The organism is Desulfocapsa sulfexigens DSM 10523, assembly GCF_000341395.1.
GTDB classification, from domain to species: domain Bacteria; phylum Desulfobacterota; class Desulfobulbia; order Desulfobulbales; family Desulfocapsaceae; genus Desulfocapsa; species Desulfocapsa sulfexigens.
This window is the reverse complement of sequence record NC_020304.1, coordinates 1307179-1329974: the sequence shown is the minus strand read 5'-3', so window position 1 is coordinate 1329974 and position 22796 is coordinate 1307179. Positions and strand designations below refer to the sequence as shown.

Sequence of the window (22796 nt, the reverse complement as noted above, 5' to 3'; positions counted from 1 at the left end):
AATATACTTGCCGAGGTTTTGACAGAGGAAATAAAAGCAATATAGTTTAGGAACATATACATTGACTGTTCGATGAACGGAAAATGAAAAAGATCATTTCACGATTGATAGAACGAGGTATAGCCATGACACATATAAAAAACATCATTTCCAGACAGATTATCGATTCTCGCGGAAATCCAACGGTTGAGACAGACTGTTTTCTTAGCGACGGCTCAATGGGGCGTGCTGCTGTGCCGTCCGGTGCATCCACTGGATCCCGTGAAGCAATTGAACTCCGTGACAATGATCCTACTCATTTCCTGGGCAAGGGCGTGTTGCAGGCTGTCGCCCATGTTAACGGAGAAATCAAAGAGGCACTCCTTGGCAAGGATGCTGCAGATCAGGCCGCCATCGACCAGTTGATGATCGATCTCGATGGCAGTCCGAACAAGGGTCGTTTTGGTGCAAATGCCATCCTCAGTGTCTCCATGGCTGCTGCCCATGCCGTTGCTATCAGCCGCAAACAGCACCTCTTTGAATATCTGGCCACGGATTCTCCACTCCTGCCAATTCCCATGATGAACATCATCAATGGTGGCGCCCATGCTGACAACAGTGTCGATTTTCAGGAATTTATGATCATGCCCGTGGGGGCACCGACCATAGCCGAAGCAATCCGTTACGGTGCTGAAATTTTTCATCATCTGAAACAAGTCCTCGCAGGACGTGGCCTGAATACGGCCGTAGGCGATGAGGGTGGCTTTGCCCCGGATCTTGCTTCCAACGAAGAAGCCATTCTCGTTATTCTTGAAGCCATTGACAAAGCCGGATACACGGCAGGAACTGATATTATGATTGCCATGGACGTGGCCGCCTCAGAATTCTTCGAGGAAGGATACTACAATCTGGCCTCGGAAAACAGGAAACTCACGGCAACCGAAATGGTTGATCTGTTCGAAGAATGGTGTACGAAGTATCCCATTATTTCCATTGAGGATGGCTGCGCCGAAGGAGACTGGGACGGCTGGAAAATCATGAGTGAACGGCTGAATGACAAAGTGCAACTGGTTGGCGATGATCTCTTTGTTACCAATACTGCTATCCTGCAACAGGGAATCGACAGGGGAATCGCAAACTCCATTCTCATCAAACTCAATCAGATCGGTACCATCACTGAAACCCTGGCGGCCATCAAAATGGCCAAAGATGCCGGCTATACTGCAGTGATATCGCACCGTTCAGGGGAAACAGAGGATAGCACTATTGCTGATCTGGCTGTAGCTACAGCCGTTGGACAGATTAAAACCGGTTCCATGTCTCGTTCCGACCGGGTAGCCAAATATAATCAGTTATTGCGAATTGAAGAGGCACTGGGTGAAAAAGCAAGGCTGGCCTCATTTCCCCGTAGAAAATAATATTGCACCCGATATCCCCTGAGAAATCATTCTGTTAAACAGTGTCCGTATAATAAGCGTGCACTGTTTAATGGACTGACTACAGCAATGGTAATAAGAATGACTCAAGCGCACTCTTATTCATGGCTGCTCGTCTCCAGAAATTTCTCAATCGAAAACCGAAAGGAGTTTTTTGGTTGTGACCTCTCTGGATAGTTTGTATTGTACGTTTAAGCAAACCAGACATGAGCCTATGTGGCTATTATCACAGATATTCTTTAAAGACACCCCATCACAGTGTTCTCAAAAAGAGGTCTCAGCTAATGTTCGCCCCCATCCTGCAATCCTCCCTTATCACATCATGCCTTACGCTCACCCTGATCCTCATATTTTCCACCCAAACCTTTCCCCAGGAAAAGGAACAATCTGACATTATTGACCAAAACAAAGCAATTGAGGTGTTTCGAGGAGAAAAAGATGACATCCCTCTCCTCGACCAGGCAACTCAAGATACTTTTGATGCTGGACACGAAACACTCTCAGAAAAAGTTATCAGCGCTGCAACCTGGCTTGATTCATTTTTTGACGACACCCGTTACAGCCAGGAAGAAAACAAAACAAGAGCAAAACTCAAGCTGATGGCTGGTATTCAAAAATACGAAAGCCTGGACTTTAAACCCCGAGTAAGTATCAGATTGCATCTTCCGCACGCCCAAAACCGACTAAACTTACTTTTCACTGCAAATGACGACGAAGATTTTGATGTGGATCGCAGGGGGAACGCACTGAATAGCCGTGATGATGACAGCGAAATAACAGGATCCTTGCAGTATTTCCTCAAGCAGACAGAAAAACTGAACATCTCAGCCTCGGCAGGTCTCTCTACCAGCTATCTGTATGCAGGTCTTCGTTACCGTGGTCTGTATGACTATGGTTCCTGGCAGGGAAGATTTACCTCACGGTTTCGTTACTATACGGATGATGGGTTTGAATCCAGAAATCAGTATGATCTAGAGCGAAAAGTTTCTGAAAAGTTTCTCTTCAGAACTACCCTTGAAGCTAATTGGGAAGAGGAACGTAACGGAGTACCCCACGCTGTTATTTTCTCACTGTACCATGTACTGAACTCAGATCGTGCCATCCTCTATGAGGCAGGCAACTATCTTCAGACAAGCCCGAGCTATCAGCTCACCGATACGGTTTTCGGCCTGCGTTACCGGCAACGCTTTTACCGGGACTGGCTTGTAACTGAGGTAGCTCCTCAGATTTCTTTTCCCAAGGAGCACGACCGGAATTTTGTACCCGGAATTATTGTTAAACTCGAAGCCGAATTTGGTTACACATCCTACGAACAGCAATTTCGTAATATTTTCAGTTTCTGATTACAGGAATTTTCCATCATTACACATGATGCTATCTTAACAACAGGAGTACCCAAAATGATCATTGGTGTCCCAAAAGAAATTAAAAACCTTGAGAACAGAGTAGCGATGACCCCTGCAGGCGTTGAAGCCCTTGTAGGAAGAGGTCACACCGTACTGGTGGAAGAAAATGCCGGTATTGGATCGGGTCTTGACAACAAGCGTTACATCGATGCCGGAGCCAGAATGGTGAATGCAGTAGAGGCCTGGGGAGCGCAGATGGTTATTAAGGTCAAAGAACCAGTCCCTGCTGAGTACCAGTATCTTCGGAACGACCTCCTTCTCTTTACCTACCTCCACCTTGCCGCAGAACGGAGATTAACCGAAGCTCTTCTTGCAGCAGGTACCACAGCCATTGCCTATGAAACTGTACAGACCGACAATGGTCAGCTCCCCCTGCTCACTCCCATGAGTGAGGTGGCCGGAAGGATGGCCACTCAGGTTGGGGCTCACTACCTTGAAAGACATCAGGGAGGGCGCGGTATGCTCCTCGGTGGGGTGCCCGGTGTGTCTCCAGCAACAGTTGTGGTACTTGGTGGTGGAGTGGTGGGAACCAATGCAGCAAAAATTGCTATGGGAATGGGCGCCCGGGTCATAATTATGGATCTTAGCCATAGTCGGCTTCAGTATCTAGACGATGTATTCCAGGGCAGAATGACCACCATGAGTTCCAATGAGGCAAATATCCGCACCTATCTTAAAGAAGCAGATCTCCTGATCGGAGCAGTGCTCATCCCTGGTGCAAAGGCACCCAACCTTGTCACCCGTGATATGCTGGCCTTTATGAAGGATGGGGCTGTTATTGTGGATGTGGCCGTCGATCAGGGTGGCTGTGTGGAGACCATTAAAGCAACAACACATGCCAATCCGACCTATGTTGTTGATGGCGTTGTCCACTACGGAGTCGCCAACATGCCGGGAGCTGTCCCCCACACCTCCACATTTGCTCTTGTGAACCAGACAGTGCCCTATGCATTAAAACTTGCTGAACATGGCTTTGCTGCCCTCTCCCAGGATCATGTCCTCGCAAGAGGACTCAACTGTCATCAGGGAAAACTTACCTACGATGGCGTGGGCAAAGCCTTTGGCATGGAGGTCACTCCTCTTGCGGAGGTGTTATTATAGGATACATTTCGCTTTCCCATTGAAAACATAGGACTTTTTCAATATAGTGAATCCAACATTCACTTAAACCTCAGAGAAAAACCATGATTATCACACTGACGAATCAGAAAGGCGGATGCGGAAAGAGCACTGCAACCATGAACCTGGCTCTGGGGACAGCAGCACTAAACTACAAGACTGCACTTATAGATACAGACGAACAGAAGAGTTGCCTGGAGACTCTGGGTGATCACTCCAAATCCAACCTGACGCTATACGAGGCTCGAGAGGACGTTGAAGATCTTGTGGCGGAAATCAAAAGTAAATTTCATTTTATCTTTATTGATACTCCGCCACATAGTCACCATATCATGTATCGGGCCATGGCCGTTTCGGATTTTATTATTATCCCTCTCCAGGCATCTCCACTCGACATCAGATCGGCAAAGCGTACCATTGATGCCTGTGAAAGAGTTCAGAAGGAAGTGGGCCACGACATCCCCTGCTACTTTCTTTTAAACAGGGTAAATCCACGCACAAAACTCAGCAAAGAGATAGGCACCTATATACGCGAACTCTACTCTGTTCCCCTGCTGCAGTCACGACTTCACAACCGGGTTGCCTATGCCCAGTCTCTTATGCACGGCAAGTCTGTGATTGAACACTCCAGGAGCTCTGATGCTTCCCTGGAAGTGACAAAGTTGCTGAAAGAAGTGCATCGTATCTTTCAGGAAAAATCCTGATCAGGAAGCTTCCCTCCACATCTGGATTCTTTTCTCAACAAAACTGATGGAAAAGATGATGCTTCTACAGGCCAGATCTTCACAGAGGTGCGGTGGATCGTCCTCCATAAAGCCACCGGGCCGGAGTGTTTTACACTGCAATGAAGAGAATTCCGCTTCAAAGGCCCGTCCAAAATCATGGCAGGCTTCGACAATATCCTCCTCTGCAACAGCCTTTTCAGCACCAATCAGACCAAGAAACAGAAGAGTTCCCTCCACCAGACCACATTGAGCACGGTACCCGCCCGCTCCGTGCATTCCAACAGCTGCATCCAATATCTGCTGACCAAGTGTTACTTTGAAATATTCTGCCAGAATTAGCAGGTCAGTTCTGACACAGTTATAATCATTGACATGAAAATACGTTGCAACTCGTTTATTTACATAATTTTTCATAATAGTAACAAGATAATGGACCTATTCTCGGGCACAAAGGCCGCCCATTATTACTTGCCCACACCCCCTGACATATCAATTTTTAAACAATGATTACAGACCCATAAATGCACAACACGGTTTACCAGTAAACAATTTTCACCTCTAGCACACAACTTCTTTTGTTAAAAAAAAAATTAAAAAATTTCTCCTTCTTTTTTTGTTCTCTTTCTTCCTTATTTTATTCAGCAAATAAAAAATGTTTCCTATTTTCATCTGGGAATTACGCCATAATCACTTGTAACCTGCTTGACAATTCCACTGTAAAAGCTTGATAATCGAAAACAGTAAATCAAATTTCATTGGTACTTTTCACCATATTTTATTTTCCACCAAGGTATATTCATGTTTCAGCCAGACAGTTCAAACCTGACAGATGCAGAACAGGTTGATGAAATAATCTTTCAGGCCATGTCCGCACAGGACGCCTATCTCCAGATTAATCAACAGTCCATAGACAGAATCGTCCATTTTATGGCAGAGGTTGGGGAATCGCAACACCTGGCTCTTGCTAAACTCGCTGTAAAGGAATCGGCAAGAGGTATTGTTGAGGACAAATCCGTTACGAACATATTTGCCTCAAATGGTTTGGATCAAAAACTGCGAAATATACACTCCGTTGGTCCTCTTGAAGATAACGAAATAAACAAGTACCAGATTATTACAGAACCAGTCGGAACACTGGCGTCTTTTCCTTCCCCGGAACATCCGACGGCGAACGTACTCTTCCAGGCAATCATCAGTGTGAAAACCCGTAACCCCATCGTATTCTGTTTCCACCCGTCGGTACAATCCTCTTCCAAAGCTGCAGCAAACCTCATGCAACAGGCAGCACAGGACGCAGGTGCACCGCCATATGCCATCCAGTGGCTGCCATCAGGATCGGAAAGCAGTATCAATGCCCTTGCCAGCCATCCCGATATCAGCCTTATTCTTATGGATGAAAACGCCTCTGTCCTCTCCGCTCTCCAATCGCTACCCAATACCCCCATACTTGGTAACGGACAGATAAACACCCCGTGTTTTATTCACCGTTCAGCAGATATCGAGCAGGCAGTAACCGATGTGATTGCATCCAGACATTTCGACAACGGCCTGATTCCATCTTCAGAACAGACCCTTATTATCAGCCGGGAAATTTATTTTCAAACCGTTGACCTGCTGATGCAGAAATCCTGCCACCTGGCTTCGGAGCAAGAAAAAACGCAGCTGGAAGAGCTCCTTTTTGATCAGGAAACAGGCCTTCCAAATTCGGATTGTACAGGAATGGATGCAGTTGTGATAGCCAAAATGGCAGGGTTTACAGTCCCGCCCCACACCAAATTGCTCCTCACTGAAATCGGAGGCATTGGCCCCTCCTATCCCCTATCAGGGAGCAACGCTGCTCCTGTGCTTTCCATTCTGGCAGCCGAGAGCTGGTATGAAGGACTCTGTTTCTGTGAAGCCGTACTTGAATTTGGATCCACCTCTCACACCGCAGTCCTCCATGCCAGAGATACTGATCTCTGCGATGAATTTTCCACACGGCTGCGCGCAAGCCACATTGTCCTGAATCAACCCGCCACCGATGGCGACCTATGCAGACTGCTGGTAATATCGGGTAACAGCGTCACCTCCGCCGAAGACAGACAGGTCGGTAATCCTGCCACTGCAGGACTTTCCATGGACATGCTTCTTCGACGCAAACTGCTCCAGAAACAAAACACTCGAATCAGGGAATGGAAAACACCAGGAAACGTCCTTTTTGCAAAGGGGTGCAGCAACCACCTCCGAACCCTCCCGGAGGTTGCACGAACCCTGATTGTAACTGAAAAAGAACTTCTTGAAAGCGACCATATTGACGCTGTTCTTAATCACTTAAGCGATCAGAAGTATCCGGTTAAAACAGAGTTTTTCTGCAAAACCAATCGCGTGGTCACAGTTTCCTCCATCGAGGAAGGAATACAGTGCATGAACAGGTTTCGGCCTACCGCAATCCTTGCCATTGGCAATGGGGCTACCATCGACACAGCAAAGGCCATACGTTATTTTTACCAACGACCTGACAACTCACTGCCATACTCCTCCCCAAATCCAGAGCACGCGAACTCCTCCGGATCTCTTTCAAATCCGCCACAACGACGGGTTTCTCTCATTGCCATGCCAACCACACCACGAGCCGGTTTTAAAATAAACGCCTTAATTACCATTTTTGATAATCGCCTGGAAAAGCGCCAAAATATTCACTCATGTGAGCTGCTCCCTGACACCACCCTTATTGACCCGGATTTTTCCACCCCTCTAAGTGCTAAAGAGATGGCGATTACCGGTATGACCATTCTCAGCCATGCTCTTGAAGCCTATGTTTCTCCTCTGGCATCGGACTACTCCGACTCCATGGCCATAAAAGCCATCCTGATAATCTTTGATTACCTGCCAATGGCTGTTACCCGCAATCAGATCAGTACCAGAGAAAAACTCTACAACGCTGCTACCATGGCCGGAATGGCCACCGGAAATGCAAAACCGGGACTTGCCCATGCCATGGCCCACTCTCTCAGTTCGGCATTCAACCTGACTCATGGCCAGGCACACAGCCTCTTGCTTCCCAGTATTGTTCGCTACAATGGAGTGGAAGACCCCAGTCGTTTTAACCCCCTCATGCCCGGAAGCAGGTATATTGCTCATGAGCGCTATCAGGAAATTGCCAAAAGCCTGGGACTTGCCTGTAAAAGTCCTGAACAGGGCGTTGATTCCCTGGTGAAAGCCATCAGCCGTATGCAGCGGGAGCTGCATCTGCCATGTACAATCCGTGAATACAATATCAGTCAGAAGGAATATCTGGGAATAACTGAACAGATGGCGGAACAGGCATTTACCGACCATTCCACCACAACAAACCCCCGCCTACCACTAATATCTGAGATTATTGACATATTTGACGATATCTATTAAGACATTTTCATCATGATTGATGAAAATGTCTTCAACAGCCTCTGTAAAAATAAAACCCGTACTGTACTTGCCACCGTTATTGCATCGGATGGCCGTGGGCCCGCAAGACCTGGCGACAGACTCCTCTGGGCTGCGGGACAACTTATTACCGGCACCATAGGTGGTGGCAGTAATGAACAGCAGATTCTTGATGCCTGTGCAACTCTCACAACAGACGAACAACGTATTGAAATAAAATCCATTCTTCCAGGAACGCTCCCGTCATGTGGCGGAACACTGCAAATCCGGTTGGAGAAGATTGATTTTGGCAAAGCCGATGCAGCTGCATTCTGGAAAAAAGAACTCACCCGGAATGATGCCTGCAGGTTGTTTCTTATGGGAGCGGGTCACGTGGCAAGAGAAGTTGCCTGGGTGGCTGATAGAAATGGTTTTGGGATAAGCATTGTTGATCCACGTCGGGAACTTATGCAGCCAGAGTTCTTTCCTGAGAACTGCAGCCTTTCCCTTCAACAGGGCACTCAGTTTCTGGCCAGAAAGATAACAACCCCCAAAGACTTTATAATCATCGCAGGACCAGACCATGCAGGCGATCTAGCCGTTCTTGAACAGGCTACTCAATCTCCAGCGCTCTATATTGGGGTGATGGGAAGTAAGAAGAAGATCGCCTCCTTTAAAGAAATCCTTACAAAAAAGAACCTGTGGCAGACTGCTACAGACCGTATTTACGCCCCCATCGGTATCCCCATATCTTCCAGAACACCCGCTGAAGTAGCGGTATCCATTGTGGCGGAATTAATACTGGTACGCGCTCAATCATCTACGAAACAGTAAGGGTCTCTATTTAACCTTACATCCAGACCACTCGACTGGATAACAGCCTGACAACCACCGCAAACAGGACGAATCTTGCAGCCTCTACATTCCGAAGGCCCTGTCCGGTATTGCTCTGCCACTTTTGATCGATACAACTCGAGTAATGATGATTCCAGGACATTCCCGATGGGGGACTGAAACTTACGGCATGCATGCATGTCTCCGTTCGGTAAAAGAGAACAGAAATTGAAAGCAGCACCGCAGCCAAAACCAGTGCAGCCTCCAAATGGTTTCTCCTTATGATCGGATCTGATAATATTAATCAGATTATCCTTCAGGGCCATCGTCGGATTCGATTTTGCTGCCTCTAGATACTCCTCCAGGAACTTCCGATACTCTTCCTTATCCGCAGTGGCAAGTGCAGCACCTTCTCCGGTCTGGGAAAGACGGTTAAATGTGAAGAGGTTAACCTTCCCACGAAGAATTTCAGCAAGCTCCAGTACCTGACCCATATTTTCACGGGTTAAGGTCAACATCACCATGGAATAGATGGAGAGATCATCCAGAATCTTCAAAAACTCCATAATTCGTTCGAAATGCCCCGTCCCTCTTATGGAATCGTTGTGCTCTGGCAATCCCTCGAGACTCACCTGATAAAAGGAGAGAGGCTGAATGTTCTGCAAAGATTCAATAACTTCCCTGGTCGTAGGGTTGCCAAGAATTGCAATAGTAAAATTGCGTTTTGCCGCCTCTCGGTACAGTTCTTGAAAATGAGCATAAAGAAGAGGATTACCGCCGGTAAAAGTCACCTGACCATGCACCTTCTGTTCAAGAACAAAGTCCCGGAACTGATCAAGAATCGTTATTCCCTGATCCAGCGTCAACGGGGAAATGGTTGAGCGGTCATAACAGTGTTTACAATGAAGGTCACAGGCCTGAGTTACATGCCACTGGAGGGTGAAATAATCAGACTGGAGGTGGCGCTGCCAACCATCCGCCCCCGCGTCCGGATAATGAGTTCCCGGTCGCACAAGTTTAGACGGAGAGGACAACAGAACTCCCTGTTTACAGGCCTCTTCTATAGCGGCATCAATCTTTCCTATATCAACATCCGCTTCTTTAGCCACTGTGTGACGGTCAAGGTTCTCGATAAGCATTTTCAAAGCAAGAAGCTGCATATCCGTTGCAGGAGCCACGTGTATCGCACCATCACCCGGTCGTTTATAGAGAAGAATATACTCCTTCCCCCGTTCCGGAACAGGGGCCTTTTTTTGTCGTATAGGACTTCGCAGAGATGCTTCCAATCCATCGCCAGAACAGTCAACGTGGGATTTATACAAAGTGGTTCATCGCTTTGCGGAAGCTCTGGAACAACAGCATCTCGTAGCTCCTTCCGAGCATTATCGAGACGGGAAAGGTCAGACTCCCAGGCAACCATATCGGCATCCTTCATAGTTTCTTCACCATAGTATTGAAAATCGTTTCATCAGAAACGGCAGAGTATCCTCTTTCTATAACTTTACTTTAAAGGTACAGAGGGAACAACTGTTTCTGAATCCAAGGTATAGCCGGTTTCATTTCTACACTATACTTTTCAAGGATAACCATCTCAAAATCCCTTTTCACATGGTTCCAGCCTGCTTACGACGGCCTTTAATCATTTTGCTCTCAAGACAGAATGAAATCAAGACCTGCTGCCGGATGTATGGTATTCTCTACATAATTCAACCACTAAAATGCAGTGTTCCTACTGATAAATAAAGACTAGACTGATACAAGGTCCTGATCAAAATAGTTTTATGGAAACAACAAACTATGCCTTCCCTTAACAGCATCCCCCATCCTGACTCATTCCCGGAACTTGGCCCGGATACGGTACTTAACCTTGTGGAAAGTGCTCTTGATATCCGCTGTAGCAATATCTGCAGGCAACTCAACAGCTACATAAACCGTGTTTTTGAACTTCAAGCTGTAGATGGTAAAGGACTGGTAATAAAATTCTACAGACCCGGGCGCTGGTCAAAGACTGCTATTCAGGATGAACACGATTTTCTTCTTGAGCTCCATAAGCAGGAAATCCCTGTAATTCCTCCGCTGATTCAGAGCAATGGCGAAACCCTGGGAGTACACCAGGAAAATCTCTACTTCAGTGTCTTTCCTCGCTGCGGCGGACGCAGTTATGATGAATTCAATGAAGATCAATGGTTGGAAATAGGTCGCCTCATAGGACGCAGTCATGCCGTGGGTGCTATTCATCCGGCAAATAATAGAATTACTATGCTTCCAGGCCAATCGACCACGGACCAGATTGCCTTTATCCTGAAAAGTGGCGTCATCAAACAGGCTCCAGTGGCATCCAGATTTGCGGCAATTTGCACCGAAATCCTCTCTGAGATAAAACCGATGTTTGAGGGTGTAGCACTTGCAAGAATCCATGGGGATTGCCATTTTTCCAACATCATCTACCGCCCGGGAGAATCATTTTTTCTTATCGATTTTGATGATATGGTCATGGGACCTGCTATTCAGGATCTCTGGATGCTGCTGCCTGGCACCCCACGGGAATCACTTTTTGAAATCGATCTCTTCCTCGAAGGGTATGAAACCTTTCATCATTTTGACAGACGTACTCTGCGTCTGGTTGAGCCTCTTCGTGCCATGCGTTTTCTCCACTATATCGCCTGGCTGACCCACCAATTTATTGCTGATGGGGCAACGCCTATTTTTCCAGAATTTGGTTCTTCTGAATACTGGCATACGGAAATTGCCGACCTTGAAGATCAACTCAAGCGGATACGAAAAAGTGATGGCGAAACTGGTAATATGACATAATTCGGCTTTATTCTATCTTGATATAAATTTGCTTGGCATTGCAAACGTCTCTGTACTACACTCGTGTCTATTATTGGGCCTTTAACTCCAGGGAGAAATTCAATGCATACATGGCTAGTTACCCTCTGTTTCATACTGCTTTCAGGGTGTGCAGACGGAGTCAAAACTGAACAGTTTACAACAAACACTGAAACAGCACTGGACAAAACAACAGATCTTATGTGGGCAACCACTGATAACAGAGAAAATCTGACCCACCAGGAAGCGGTAGCGTATTGCGAAGCTTATGAAGGGGGAGGTTTTAATGACTGGCGTATGCCTAAAACGGCTGAACTCCAGGAACTCATCAAATCCAAAATAGGGCCGAGCGGAGAAGTAATCAATCTTTCCAGCAGCCTGGTATGGGCCTCCGAAACAGATGACAGTAAAGGAGCATTTTGCAATTTCAAAGCAGGCAAGTGTGCCTGGATGGAACAGGTAATATCAATATCCCTGCGTGCACTTCCGGTACGTGAAACAAAAACCACAAATGAAGCCTCTCCCCCCCCACTAACAAAACCTAAATCCATTGAACAGCGACTCCAGATTCTGGATCTCCTCCGTAAACAGAAGCTTATTTCTGAAGAGGAATATGTGCTAAAAAAAACAGCTATCCTCGATGAACTTTGATCCATCAGGATCCCAACCAGCCTGCCAAATTATATTAGCAACTTTGAGTGAGGTTGACAGGGCTTTTTCTGATCTCAAAAGAGACATGAATCCCGATTTCGTTCATGTCTTTCTCGACAAGATGCAACGCTACGCCACCAAACCTGATCGTGCTCTTTTCCTTGCCAGGTACCAAAACGTTTTTATTGCATTTAGCACTATAATCAAGAGCTCTCCAGCACCTGAAAACTCAGATAAAACAACAATTCAGCTCTTCAAGAACTATGCCTCCGTAACCGGGCTTATGGTCCTTCCTGAATTCAGAAACCAGGGTGTTGCCTCGAAAATTGTTGAACGGTGGGAGGAATGGACTTACCAGAATCAACTCGCTGGTATCTGGCTAGTCACCAGGCAAATGGCTGATTGGTATCAGCGTTGTTTTCACTTCTCGGTACACGGAAGCACAATCCAGCATGGAGTAAAAAAAACAATACTTAGCAAAGCCCTATGATGGCATGGCTTTCCTGAAAACCCCATCCCCATGCAACATGTTGCAGCACCAATACTTACAACACCAGATAGAAATAAAAAAAATATTATGAACTATCAAGAAAATAGGTGTATTTAGTTGACACCGAAGGTAAAATACGATAGTACAATAAATTGAAGTAAAAAAATTTGTACACATTGAAACTATCATAACAATAATATGTAGGACGATGTGAAACTGAACGTCTGATTTGTTTTTGCTTTTTTTTTTTGCAAGCGACAGATCAGACATCGGGTCTGGCTTTTCAGGAGGGTCGGATCGTAACAATTTAAAGAGGAAGGAGATATCAAGATGGTGAAAAAATTTTCCATGTTGGCTCTTGCTGGTCTTATCGCACTCCCTGCAGTAGCTTCTGCAAGTGGTGGAGCAAAAGCCAATGATCTGGAACGAAAAATCGAAGAGTTGAGCATGCAGTTAGACCAACTGAAAGCTCAGATGGCAGAAGGTAATGGCGTAAGTCAGGATGATTTTGATGATCTGGCTGGCACCGTTGGTGATCTTGAGGATCGTTCTGAGTCTTGGGATCTCGCTGCCCGCATTAAATTCTACGGCGACTTCCGCTCTCGCCTGGATTACTACACTGCGACAAATGCATCTGGAGCAGATGTCAGTAATGATACTTCCTGGACAAATCGTTTTCGTCTCAACATGCGCGTTAAAGCCACAGAAAACGTAGAGTTTAAAGCACGCCTTGCCATGTACAAAGCCTGGGGTTCTCAAGGTAACATTTACGGCTCTGGTTCCAACGGTAACGGCCAGATTTTCCCCAACTGGGATGGCAACTCTACCCGAACTCCTTCAGACAATGCCCTCCGTGTTGACCGGGCATTCGTTAACTGGAACAACATCGGCGGAGTACCCATCTGGTTCTCCATCGGTCGTCGTCCTACCACTGATGGTCCCCCTGCACAGGTTCGTATGGGTGCCGATGAGCGCATGGCTACCCCTGTGTCCTATATGGACTGGCCATTTGACGGAATCTCAATGGGCTACGCCTATCGCTGGGGTTCTGAAGCCATGGGAACAGGTCGTATCCGCTTCTGTTATGGACGTGGATTTGAAGATGGAATCGAGTTAGATACAGCAAACGTTATGGACGACATGGACTTTGCCGGATTTAGCTGGGATGTTATGAAAAAGGGAAATCGTTTCATCAACCTCCAGTCTTTCCTCGCAATGAACGTCTTCAACTATCCTCAGTTCCAGGATCCAGTCATCGACCAGATGGCAGGTCTCCCACAGGATCAGGGTGGTTTTGGCCCCCGTGTTAATGTTGGTAACATTCTTCACACCACAGGTGTCTACCAGGATAAATTCGGTCCTGTAAACATCTTCGCTGCTGCAGGATGGTCCCAGACCGATCCTGACTCAAGCGGAATGTTTAATGACTATGTTGGTATGATGATGGGTATGACCGGTCCTAATACCGAGAGCGAAAATGGTTATTCAACTTTCGTTGGTGCTCGTTATGACATCGATGAAATTGGTCTGAAACTTGGTCTTGAATGGAACTGGGGTTCTGAGCACTGGATTGCTATGACCGGTGGTCATGACGATCTGTATCAGTCTAAACTTGCAGCCCGTGGTAATGTCTATGAAATTTATGGCATTTACGATCTCCCCACCGGAGAGGCTATCTCCAAGTACGCCAAGACATTTATCCGTTTTGGTTACCAGCGTTACGAGTATGACTACTCCGGTTCAATGGATTGGAACATGAAACCATATGACCTGGATGATGCTGCTGATGTAATGGCACTGGGAATGATGGGACTTGATCCTGTTGAGTCCGCTGACCAGATTTACCTGACCTTCGAAGCCTACTTCTAGGTCGTTCTACCCGTATTATCCGCAGTAAACCAAGGGGGAAGATTCCATATGGAGTCTTCCCCTTTTTTTTATTTGTTTCACGGTGACTGTTTATGATTATCCAGGAAGCAGGTAACACAGTCGTTATAGCCAGCACCGATCGACACAATGGTGTCAGTTTCCCTCCATTCCATTCCAGTAATATCAGCTATAGTGTTGGTGACGATCCTCTCTCTGTTGCAGACAATCGCAAGAGCCTCAAGAAGGAACTCTCCATACCTTATATTCTCTCTGCCACGCAGATTCACGGAGATATGATCTTCCCTGGAGACACTCCCTTATATGATGATGTCGAAGTTGAAGGCTATGATGCATTGATGACAAATATCCCAGGAATCGGTCTTATGATACAACAGGCAGATTGTCAGGCGATAACACTCTTTGATCCGACCCACTCTGCTATTGCTGCCATTCATAATGGCTGGAAAGGCAGTGTCTTAAATATTACGGCCAAAACCGTCCTGGCAATGCAGGAGCACTACGGAACCTCTCCAGCCGATCTTCTGGCATACATCAGCCCCGCCCTTGGTCCCTGCTGCGCTGAATTTATAAACCACACAACCGAACTCCCCCCCTCCTTCCTTGCCTTCCAGATAAAAAAGAATTATTTTGACTTCTGGCAAATTTCCAAAATGCAACTTAGTGCTTCCGGCCTGCATGAACACAATATCGAAATAGCTGGTCAGTGCACCTCATGTTCAGCGAATTATTTTTCCTATCGCCGTGCCCGTCGCAATGGCAATGGCCAAACCGGTCGCTGTGCCACTGTGATTTGCCTTCGATAAAAACTTGCTCCCGGCAAACTTCATTATGCGCCTCCTAGTAGTTGAAGATGACAAAAAAATAGCATCCTTCCTTCAGAAAGGGCTTCAGGAGGCAGGCTTCAGTGTGGATATATGCCATACCGGAACAGATGGCCTCTCGCTCGCCCTGACAGAGCCTTATGGAGCGGCAGTCATCGATATCATGCTGCCAGGCCTTGACGGACTCAGCCTTATTGAAGAACTAAGAAATAAGGGAATTGAAACACCGGTTCTTATCCTCAGCGCCAGACAATCTGTGGATGACCGCATTGAAGGGCTGCAGCGTGGAGGGGATGACTATATGATCAAACCCTTTTCCTTTAACGAGTTACTTGCCCGTATCCATGCATTGCTGCGTAGAGGCCAGAAAAATGTTGAATCTGGTATAATTACCGTTGGAGAGCTGCAACTCGACCCTCTTAAACGTGAAGTCAAACGCAAAAACACTAAAATCGAACTCCCTGCTAAAGAATATGCACTACTTGAGCTGATGATGCGCAATCCAGGGCGTGTTCTATCTAAAACTTCTATCCTTGAACATATTTACGACTATAGTTTCGATCCTCAAACCAATGTTATTGATGTCCTTGTCTGTCGCCTGCGTAACAGCATAGACAAAAATCACACAAAAAAATGCATACATACAGTACGAGGTATGGGCTATGTCCTTCGTGACGAGTAGCTGTGGAATTTCACACTCTAACAGACTGATAATACTACTGTTTTTTATCATCCTGTGGCTTTTTGTCGCAATCTGTTTTGGTTTTTACAATCTTATTCTTAAAAACAACATACAACGGCAACGAATAACTGATATTCGTTCTGCGCTTGACCTCTACCTCAACCAAAAAGGTTCTTCGTTACATTTGCCACACAACCTTCATGGCAATCTCCCAGACACTATAGATTATCTTCATATTACCAGAGGTGAGGATCAAGTCTTTATCACTGCAAATAATTCTGTTGCCTTCAATGGATTCGTGGATCTCGATCCACTGGCCGAAGGAGCATGGGTTGACATCTACCATCCAGAAAAAACCGGTGATTGGATTCTGGTTTCCAAAAGACTTCCAGATGGGAGTATGGTTCAAGCTGCCAAAAATGACAAAAACACGGGACTGGTCGTCTATAGGCAGAGCGTGTCTACCTCATATCTGTTAGTTCTTCTCGCTGCCTTCCCTTCTCTCCTCCTGGCTTTCATCTTTAGAGCTCTAATGTTAAAACCTTTAAAAAGACTGAACACAGACATCAAACATGCTCTAAAGCAAAAGGATGGATCTCTCTTGAGAAACACGCATCATCCCCAGGATCTCAGAAGCACATATTACCTCCTCGAACAGACCTTTTCCCAAAATCGACAGCTTATAACCGAAATGCAATCCTCACTTGATAATGTGGCTCATGACTTGAGAACTCCCATGACAAGACTGCGAGCCGTTGCTGAATATGCGCTACAATCTGATAAAGATGACCCGAAACGCTACCGCAGTGCCCTCTCTGATTGCCTCGAAGAATCAGAAAGAGTCCTCTCTATGCTCAAAATTATGATGAGTGTGGCAGAAGCCGAGGCCGGCACCATACGTCTCTTTCCTCAGAAAATCAATCTCATGGAAATGCTTGATGATGTTATGGGGCTCTATCAATACGTGGCAGAGGAGGAGCAGATCACCGTTTCCTGTACCAGCAGTGATAGAAATATTTTTATTTTCGCCGACAGAACACGCATCAGTCAGGTTTGGGCCAACCTTCTCGACAACGCGATCAAGTATGGACACGAATCCGGGAGCGTTGCAATCAATGCCAAAAGAGTAGGCGCAAACGCCGTTGTCCAATTTTGTGACGATGGTATGGGAATTTCTGAAAGTGAAAGCAGACGCATATGGGATCGTCTATACCGTGGAGATCGCAGTCGAACCAGGCAGGGTCTGGGCCTGGGATTAAATTATGTCAAAGCAGTGGTAGAGGCCCATGGGGGAAAAGTGACGGTTAGGAGCGCAATCAGGGAAGGCTCCTGTTTTGAGGTATGTCTTCCATTAGCACCCTCAATGGTCGCCGGGGAAGCTGAAATCGCAGATTAAGGGCGCATGATCAGAGAGTCGTATATCCGGGATTGAAAAATTTGAAGCTATTATTTCAGGACTATGAAGGATAAAATCGAGGTTACGCTTCGGAGCATGACTGGGATGTGAAGGTACCCCTGTGAGATTGGCATTTTCAAGGCCAGTGGCAGCCAGAAAAAGCTGTACCTCACGATCACCGCCAAAGGTGTTAAAATCTCCAGCGACAATAACCGGCTTTACGCATTGTGCAATAATACGGTGTAAATGTTCCAACTGCTGCTGCCTGTGTCTATATTTCAGGGAGAGATGGACCGTAAAAACGACAACTTCCTCCAATTCTACCTCAATAACCAGACGTTTCACTCCTTCTTTAAAATAATGAAAATGATGTTTAATAATTTTCTGGTTTGTGAGCAACCCGTTCCCCTGCTTATTGAGCACCGGAACCTTATTGGCAAGGGAACCGCCACCGTATTTCGTTTCCACCACATGGAAATGATCAAGTGCCCGGGCGATGGACCGAACCTGACAGGACTTGTGTGACCGATAGGAACCGGAATCGACCTCAACCAGGGCGATGACGTCTGGAGCAACGGAACGAATAAATGTGACAATCTCTCCAAGATTAACGTTGGTCTTTTTGAAAAATCCAGCAAATGGTAACGGTAAGTGGTATCCGTATCCATGCCCGGTTGCATATCGTATATTGTAGAGTAAGAAACGCATAAGGAATGATAGCGGTTTTAAAAACAGTTTGCAATCATAGCTTTTTTCTCTTTATTCAGTATGGTAAGGTAGTGGCTATTTCTGAGCAGGTTTGCAACTTACATAAAAACAGGACAGGTACCATGACTACAATAAATATAGGATCACGAAAAAGTAAACTTGCAATGTGGCAGACAGACACTGTTGCCGGAATGCTTCAAGACAGTGGTTTGAAAACAAATATCAGTTCCATGGAGACCAAGGGAGATAAGATCCTCGATGTATCCATTGCAAAAATTGGCAGCAAAGGCGTTTTCACCGAAGAACTTGAAGACCAGTTGAGAAGTGGAGTTACTGATATTGCCGTCCACAGTGCCAAGGATATGCAATCCATACTCCCTGAAAATTTTGAACTGATAGCATTTACTGACCGAGAGCAATCTAACGATGTCCTGGTTTCTCGTAACAAAGATATTGATCTAAACGATACTGCTGGCACCATCCGAATAGGTACTTCATCTGTTCGCCGGATTGCCCTGCTCAAACATTTTTATCCCCATATTGAAACCGTGGAAATGCGTGGAAATCTGCAAACCAGAATAAAAAAAATGGACGCAGGGGCTTGTGATGCACTTATGCTTGCCTATGCTGGTGTCAAGCGTATGGAATATGAAGATCTGATAGTGAAGATATTTTCAGTTGACAAGTTTATCCCCCCGGTTGGACAGGGCTGTATTGCCATCGAGTCAGCAACAACCATTAATCCTGAAAAACGTCAAAAAATCCGAGCTTGCCTGAACAACCCCGATTCTGAATCCTGTCTTCTTGCAGAACGGGCATACCTGCGAACAATGGAAGGTGGCTGTTCAATTCCCGCATTCGGCCTTGCAGTACTTGATGGAAATGAGCTTATACTGCGCGGTGGTCTGGCAAGTCTTGACGGCAGGACAGTCCTTGTCAAAACTGAGCAAGGTCCCAGGGAACAGGCGGAGGCAATTGGTGAACGCTTAGGAAACTATATTCTTGATCATGGTGGCAGGAAAATTCTTGCCGATATAAAACACATCCAGGGGTAAACAAAAAAAATCTTTGGTCAGGTAATCCTCGACCAAAGATTTTTCATAAGACAAACTCTTCTCCCGACCGGGAGATTCACGTATCATCAACCGCAGCTATCAGCATCGTTCGGGTCGTAGGTATTATTAGCGTTCCGATACAGGTAGTCATTTACCAACTGCAGTTCTGCTGCACTTAAAACATCCCATGAGCCGTCACGCGCACATTTTTTTCGACGCTGGGAAAAAACATTGTTCCATCCCTTTGAGCCATATGATTCCATATACAGAAATGGCGCACCCTTGTCATTATCCCGGGTGTGACAACTCTTGCACACTTCCTTAAATTTTGCAGCACCAATCCCCCAGTGATCACTTTCCCAATCCAGTTGCCCACCGTCATTCAAAATACGACACATCTTGGTGCTTTCATCAAATCGTTTACCTGGCCTTGCCTCAACGGACGGAACAACATAGAGCATAAAACAGAGCGCTAACAGCGAAACAATAGTTAAATACCGCATTTCTCTCTCCTTTCAAGGATTAACCGAACCACCACAACGTATCATTACGATAGCTCATTTTATCCATGCAATACAAGAGAATATTCAGTATGAGAGCGATATTTTACTGACGCTTTCGGCAGACCTCCCTCAAATAATCGAGCCATTGATCAAACCCCTCACCACTGGTGGCAGAAAGAGCCATAACCTGCAAATTGGGATTCAGTTGCAGCGCCTCCGCTTTTGCCTCCTCGACGGGGAAATCAAAATAGGGCAGCAGGTCTGTTTTTGAAATAATAAAAACCTGGGAACTATGGAATGCTTTTGGATATTTGGCCGGCTTATCGGGCCCCTCTGGGACAGACACCAGAACAAGACGATGATGTTCGCCAAGATCAAAGGTAGCTGGACAGACCAGATTACCGACATTCTCTATAAAGAGGATATCAAGTTCTGCACCACCCTCCTCTTTCTCCAAAAGATGTATACCTTTATGAACCTGAGCGGCATCCAGATGGCAGGCACCCCCCGTGGTGAGCTGGACAACTGGAACCCCTTTGGCCCTGATACGTTCCGCATCCCTGTCTGTTTCAATATCTCCCTCAATCACTCCGATTCGAATCGTATCGCCAATGGCTTCAATGGTTTTTTCCAGAAGAGTTGTCTTTCCGGAACCAGGGCTTGATATCATATTGATAGCTACAGCGCCCATTTTTTCGATATGTTCTCTGTTCTTTACCGCCATGGCAGTATTAGCAGCAAGAAGACTCTGGTGAACTTCGACCACCTTGGAGTCGTGAGTATGTTCAGGTTTCAGGTCACATCCGCATGCATCACACATAATATTCCTTTAGCATAGTGAAAATAATTTCGTGAAAGTCGTTTAACCGGCTTACTTACCGCTGTTCCTTTTTATTCCATCTCTACCTGACGGAGAATAAGGCCATCTCCGCCCTGTGGTGAAAACAGAGTCTCCGAGCATTCAGAACACCTCTCTGGCCTCTGTAACGCCTCTACCTCTCTTCCGCAACCGAAACACCTGTATATGGCTGGCGGGCTTTCTATGATCAATTTAGCCTCTCTGGTTAACGCATCATCTTTAGCCAGAATATCAAAACCAAACTGAAATGAATCTATTACCACCCCGGAAAGGGGACCAATCTCCATAGAGACGCTGATCACTTTTTCCTTTCCATGCTCCCGTGCAAGTTCATTGAGCTGAGCCAGCAAGCCCTGAACTAGAGACATCTCATGCATGTTCTTTCTCTTTTAAACGTATTTCATGTCCCATTTTCTGAAGACGCTCCACCAGCAAACCGGAAATCTTCTCAATTTTCGAAGCTACTGCCTCCGTCATTTCGAGCCCTGTGGCCAGACTTTCTGGAACTACACAATAAAATTCCACACACCCGGGTTCTATGCCACGCAAACTGCAAATATCCAGAATCTCAAGAATACCCAGTTGATGCGGTGACATTCTGGGCTGCATGGATCCATTTCGAGCATCTTCGGCCGTGAATGTGCAGAGAGTACCGGGCTTGGCATCCTTAAGATTAACCACATCAACCACAAAAATAGGGTCATGCTCTTCAAGAAAAGGAGCCATATAAATGCCCGCTGTACCGCCATCAAGAATAGTCACCGATGCTGGAAAGACATAATGTTCTTCGAGAAATTCAGTCACATGAACGCCAAAACTCTCGTCGGAGAGCAGAAGATTGCCAATCCCTAATATACCAGCATTTTTCGCCTTACTTTCCATTATATAGTTTCCTTAACAAATTCTTGGAAGAGGCTCCCCATGAAGGGGAGTAATGATTCTGGACCCGCCAATGGCTGTCCGCAACACGACCTGTCCAGCTTTTCCAGCTTTTAAACTGCCGATAATTGCAGCATCCGTACCCACAGCGGTGGAACGCATAAGCTGTAGAGCCTTCGCTGCCTGTTCTGGTGCAACCAGTGCAAGGCATTTCCCTTCATTGGCAAGATACAGTGGATCGAGCCCCATAATCTCGCAAGCGGCACGCACCTCAGGTTTTACTGGGATGGCCTGATCATCTATTTCAACAGCAAGCCCGGCAGCTGCTGCAATTTCATTCAACGATGTCGCAACCCCGCCACGGGTGGGATCACGAAGGGTGTGAAGACTCCCAGAAGGGAGCTTATCAAGAAGCAGGGCAACCAGTTCGTTAAGTGCGGCAGAGTCGCTGGCAAGATTCCCATCCAGACTGATTCCTGCACGTCTGGTCATAATCGTTATGCCATGGTCCCCCATGGAACCGGAAAGAAGAATAAGATCCCCCTCCTGTGCCATTGTGGACGAAACGTTTACCCCATCTTCCACAATTCCAATCCCTGAAGTATTAATAAAAATTTTATCACATTTCCCTCGAGGAACAACCTTGGTATCCCCGGTAACAATAGGAACATCGGCGGACTTTGCACACTCTGCAATGGAAACAATAACCCGCTCCAGATCGTCAAGTTTGAACCCCTCTTCCAAAATCAAACCAAGACTCAAACAGAGCGGACGTGCCCCACGCATGGTAAGATCATTAATGGTGCCATGAACAGCCAGTGTGCCGATATTGCCTCCTGGAAAGAAAATCGGATCAACCACATAACTATCAGTACTGAAGGCAATTTTTCCTGGATGATTCTCCATTACAGCACTATCTTCCAAAGATGCAAGGATGCTGTTATCCAAGTGTTTTAAAAAAATCTGAGAGATCAACTCCTGACTGGCAATGCCACCACTGCCATGATCAAGAAGGATCGTATTTCCGGGATTCATATATACCTGCAGTTGTTTAGTTAATAATAATTATACGACCCAATTCGACAGCCCTGCGCCGTACTTTCTTCTCAAACAATCCACAGCGTAGTGAGGACGTTTGAGAAGAAAG

At 46.2% G+C, this 22796-nt stretch carries 22 protein-coding genes; 14 read left to right on the top strand and 8 right to left on the bottom strand.

From position 1 onward, the window contains the following. Positions 1 to 125 precede the first annotated feature (125 nt). From eno to UWK_RS05885, 4 genes are all read left to right on the top strand, one after another. The gene (gene eno / locus UWK_RS05900; RefSeq protein ID WP_015403446.1) at positions 126 to 1397 is read left to right on the top strand and encodes a phosphopyruvate hydratase; all 1272 of its coding nucleotides are present in this window, start codon (positions 126 to 128) and stop codon (positions 1395 to 1397) included. A gap of 302 nt (positions 1398 to 1699) precedes the next feature. Next, positions 1700 to 2758: a hypothetical protein gene (locus UWK_RS05895; protein ID WP_015403445.1), complete on the top strand. Its 1059-nt coding sequence runs from the start codon at positions 1700 to 1702 to the stop codon at positions 2756 to 2758. A 57-nt stretch (positions 2759 to 2815) separates the two neighbouring features. Further along, the gene (gene ald, locus UWK_RS05890) at positions 2816 to 3922 is read left to right on the top strand and encodes an alanine dehydrogenase (protein ID WP_015403444.1); all 1107 of its coding nucleotides are present in this window, start codon (positions 2816 to 2818) and stop codon (positions 3920 to 3922) included. Between the two features lie 83 nt (positions 3923 to 4005). After that, the gene (locus tag UWK_RS05885) at positions 4006 to 4644 is read left to right on the top strand and encodes a ParA family protein (protein WP_015403443.1); all 639 of its coding nucleotides are present in this window, start codon (positions 4006 to 4008) and stop codon (positions 4642 to 4644) included. Here the strand turns inward: UWK_RS05885 and UWK_RS05880 are convergent, their stop codons facing one another. Then, positions 4645 to 5079 (bottom strand): C-GCAxxG-C-C family protein, encoded by a 435-nt coding sequence (locus tag UWK_RS05880; protein ID WP_015403442.1) that lies wholly within the window; start codon positions 5077 to 5079, stop codon positions 4645 to 4647. Positions 5080 to 5463: 384 nt separating this feature from the next. Here UWK_RS05880 and UWK_RS05875 point away from each other — a divergent pair, with 384 nt between their 5' ends. Both UWK_RS05875 and UWK_RS05870 read left to right on the top strand, forming a co-directional pair. Then, positions 5464 to 8052, top strand: coding sequence for an iron-containing alcohol dehydrogenase (locus UWK_RS05875; RefSeq protein ID WP_015403441.1), 2589 nt, complete (start codon positions 5464 to 5466; stop codon positions 8050 to 8052). A 12-nt stretch (positions 8053 to 8064) separates the two neighbouring features. Continuing rightward, entirely contained in the window at positions 8065 to 8883 is an 819-nt protein-coding gene (locus UWK_RS05870; protein WP_015403440.1) for an XdhC family protein, read from the top strand. Here the strand turns inward: UWK_RS05870 and sbtM are convergent. Beyond that, positions 8862 to 10205, bottom strand: coding sequence for a thio(seleno)oxazole modification radical SAM maturase SbtM (gene sbtM, locus UWK_RS05865; RefSeq protein WP_015403439.1), 1344 nt, complete (start codon positions 10203 to 10205; stop codon positions 8862 to 8864). The two genes, UWK_RS05870 and sbtM, sit on opposite strands and share 22 nt — an antisense overlap. Positions 10206 to 10680: 475 nt before the next feature. Here sbtM and UWK_RS05860 point away from each other — a divergent pair, with 475 nt between their 5' ends. From UWK_RS05860 to UWK_RS18290, 7 genes are all read left to right on the top strand, one after another. Further along, positions 10681 to 11697, top strand: a complete 1017-nt coding sequence (locus UWK_RS05860) for a serine/threonine protein kinase (RefSeq protein ID WP_015403438.1) — start codon at positions 10681 to 10683, stop codon at positions 11695 to 11697. A gap of 102 nt (positions 11698 to 11799) precedes the next feature. Next, positions 11800 to 12366 (top strand): Lcl domain-containing protein, encoded by a 567-nt coding sequence (locus UWK_RS05855; protein ID WP_015403437.1) that lies wholly within the window; start codon positions 11800 to 11802, stop codon positions 12364 to 12366. Next, positions 12356 to 12856: a GNAT family N-acetyltransferase gene (locus tag UWK_RS05850; protein WP_015403436.1), complete on the top strand. Its 501-nt coding sequence runs from the start codon at positions 12356 to 12358 to the stop codon at positions 12854 to 12856. Before UWK_RS05855 ends, UWK_RS05850 begins: the two co-directional genes overlap by 11 nt. Positions 12857 to 13186: 330 nt before the next feature. Further along, on the top strand, positions 13187 to 14725 hold the full coding sequence (locus UWK_RS05845; RefSeq protein ID WP_015403435.1) for a DUF3373 domain-containing protein: 1539 nt from the start codon (positions 13187 to 13189) through the stop codon (positions 14723 to 14725). A gap of 92 nt (positions 14726 to 14817) precedes the next feature. Next, on the top strand, positions 14818 to 15549 hold the full coding sequence (locus UWK_RS05840) for a polyphenol oxidase family protein (RefSeq protein ID WP_015403434.1): 732 nt from the start codon (positions 14818 to 14820) through the stop codon (positions 15547 to 15549). A gap of 25 nt (positions 15550 to 15574) precedes the next feature. Further along, a complete protein-coding gene (locus UWK_RS05835; RefSeq protein ID WP_015403433.1) occupies positions 15575 to 16249 on the top strand; it encodes a winged helix-turn-helix domain-containing protein in 675 nt (224 codons plus the stop codon). Further along, the gene (locus UWK_RS18290) at positions 16230 to 17645 is read left to right on the top strand and encodes a sensor histidine kinase (protein ID WP_015403432.1); all 1416 of its coding nucleotides are present in this window, start codon (positions 16230 to 16232) and stop codon (positions 17643 to 17645) included. Before UWK_RS05835 ends, UWK_RS18290 begins: the two co-directional genes overlap by 20 nt. Here UWK_RS18290 and UWK_RS05825 read toward each other — a convergent pair. Then, positions 17610 to 18353, bottom strand: coding sequence for an endonuclease/exonuclease/phosphatase family protein (locus UWK_RS05825; protein ID WP_015403431.1), 744 nt, complete (start codon positions 18351 to 18353; stop codon positions 17610 to 17612). The two genes, UWK_RS18290 and UWK_RS05825, sit on opposite strands and share 36 nt — an antisense overlap. Before the next feature lie 122 nt (positions 18354 to 18475). Here UWK_RS05825 and hemC point away from each other — a divergent pair, with 122 nt between their 5' ends. Next, on the top strand, positions 18476 to 19408 hold the full coding sequence (gene hemC, locus UWK_RS05820; protein ID WP_015403430.1) for a hydroxymethylbilane synthase: 933 nt from the start codon (positions 18476 to 18478) through the stop codon (positions 19406 to 19408). Positions 19409 to 19494: 86 nt separating this feature from the next. Here hemC and UWK_RS05815 read toward each other — a convergent pair whose 3' ends face one another. The 5 genes from UWK_RS05815 to hypE all read right to left on the bottom strand — a co-directional run bounded on the left by UWK_RS05815 (position 19495) and on the right by hypE (position 22684). Next, positions 19495 to 19911 carry a hypothetical protein gene (locus UWK_RS05815; protein WP_015403428.1) on the bottom strand — a complete coding sequence of 139 codons (417 nt, stop codon included), beginning with the start codon at positions 19909 to 19911 and terminating at the stop codon, positions 19495 to 19497. A gap of 103 nt (positions 19912 to 20014) precedes the next feature. Further along, positions 20015 to 20731: a hydrogenase nickel incorporation protein HypB gene (gene hypB / locus UWK_RS05810; protein ID WP_015403427.1), complete on the bottom strand. Its 717-nt coding sequence runs from the start codon at positions 20729 to 20731 to the stop codon at positions 20015 to 20017. Between the two features lie 71 nt (positions 20732 to 20802). Further along, complete coding sequence (locus UWK_RS05805; RefSeq protein WP_015403426.1) at positions 20803 to 21147, bottom strand: hydrogenase maturation nickel metallochaperone HypA/HybF; 345 nt, start codon at positions 21145 to 21147, stop codon at positions 20803 to 20805. Then, entirely contained in the window at positions 21140 to 21652 is a 513-nt protein-coding gene (locus UWK_RS05800; protein WP_015403425.1) for a HyaD/HybD family hydrogenase maturation endopeptidase, read from the bottom strand. Before UWK_RS05800 ends, UWK_RS05805 begins: the two co-directional genes overlap by 8 nt. A 12-nt stretch (positions 21653 to 21664) precedes the next feature. Next, on the bottom strand, positions 21665 to 22684 hold the full coding sequence (gene hypE / locus UWK_RS05795; protein ID WP_015403424.1) for a hydrogenase expression/formation protein HypE: 1020 nt from the start codon (positions 22682 to 22684) through the stop codon (positions 21665 to 21667). Positions 22685 to 22796: the final 112 nt, after the last annotated feature.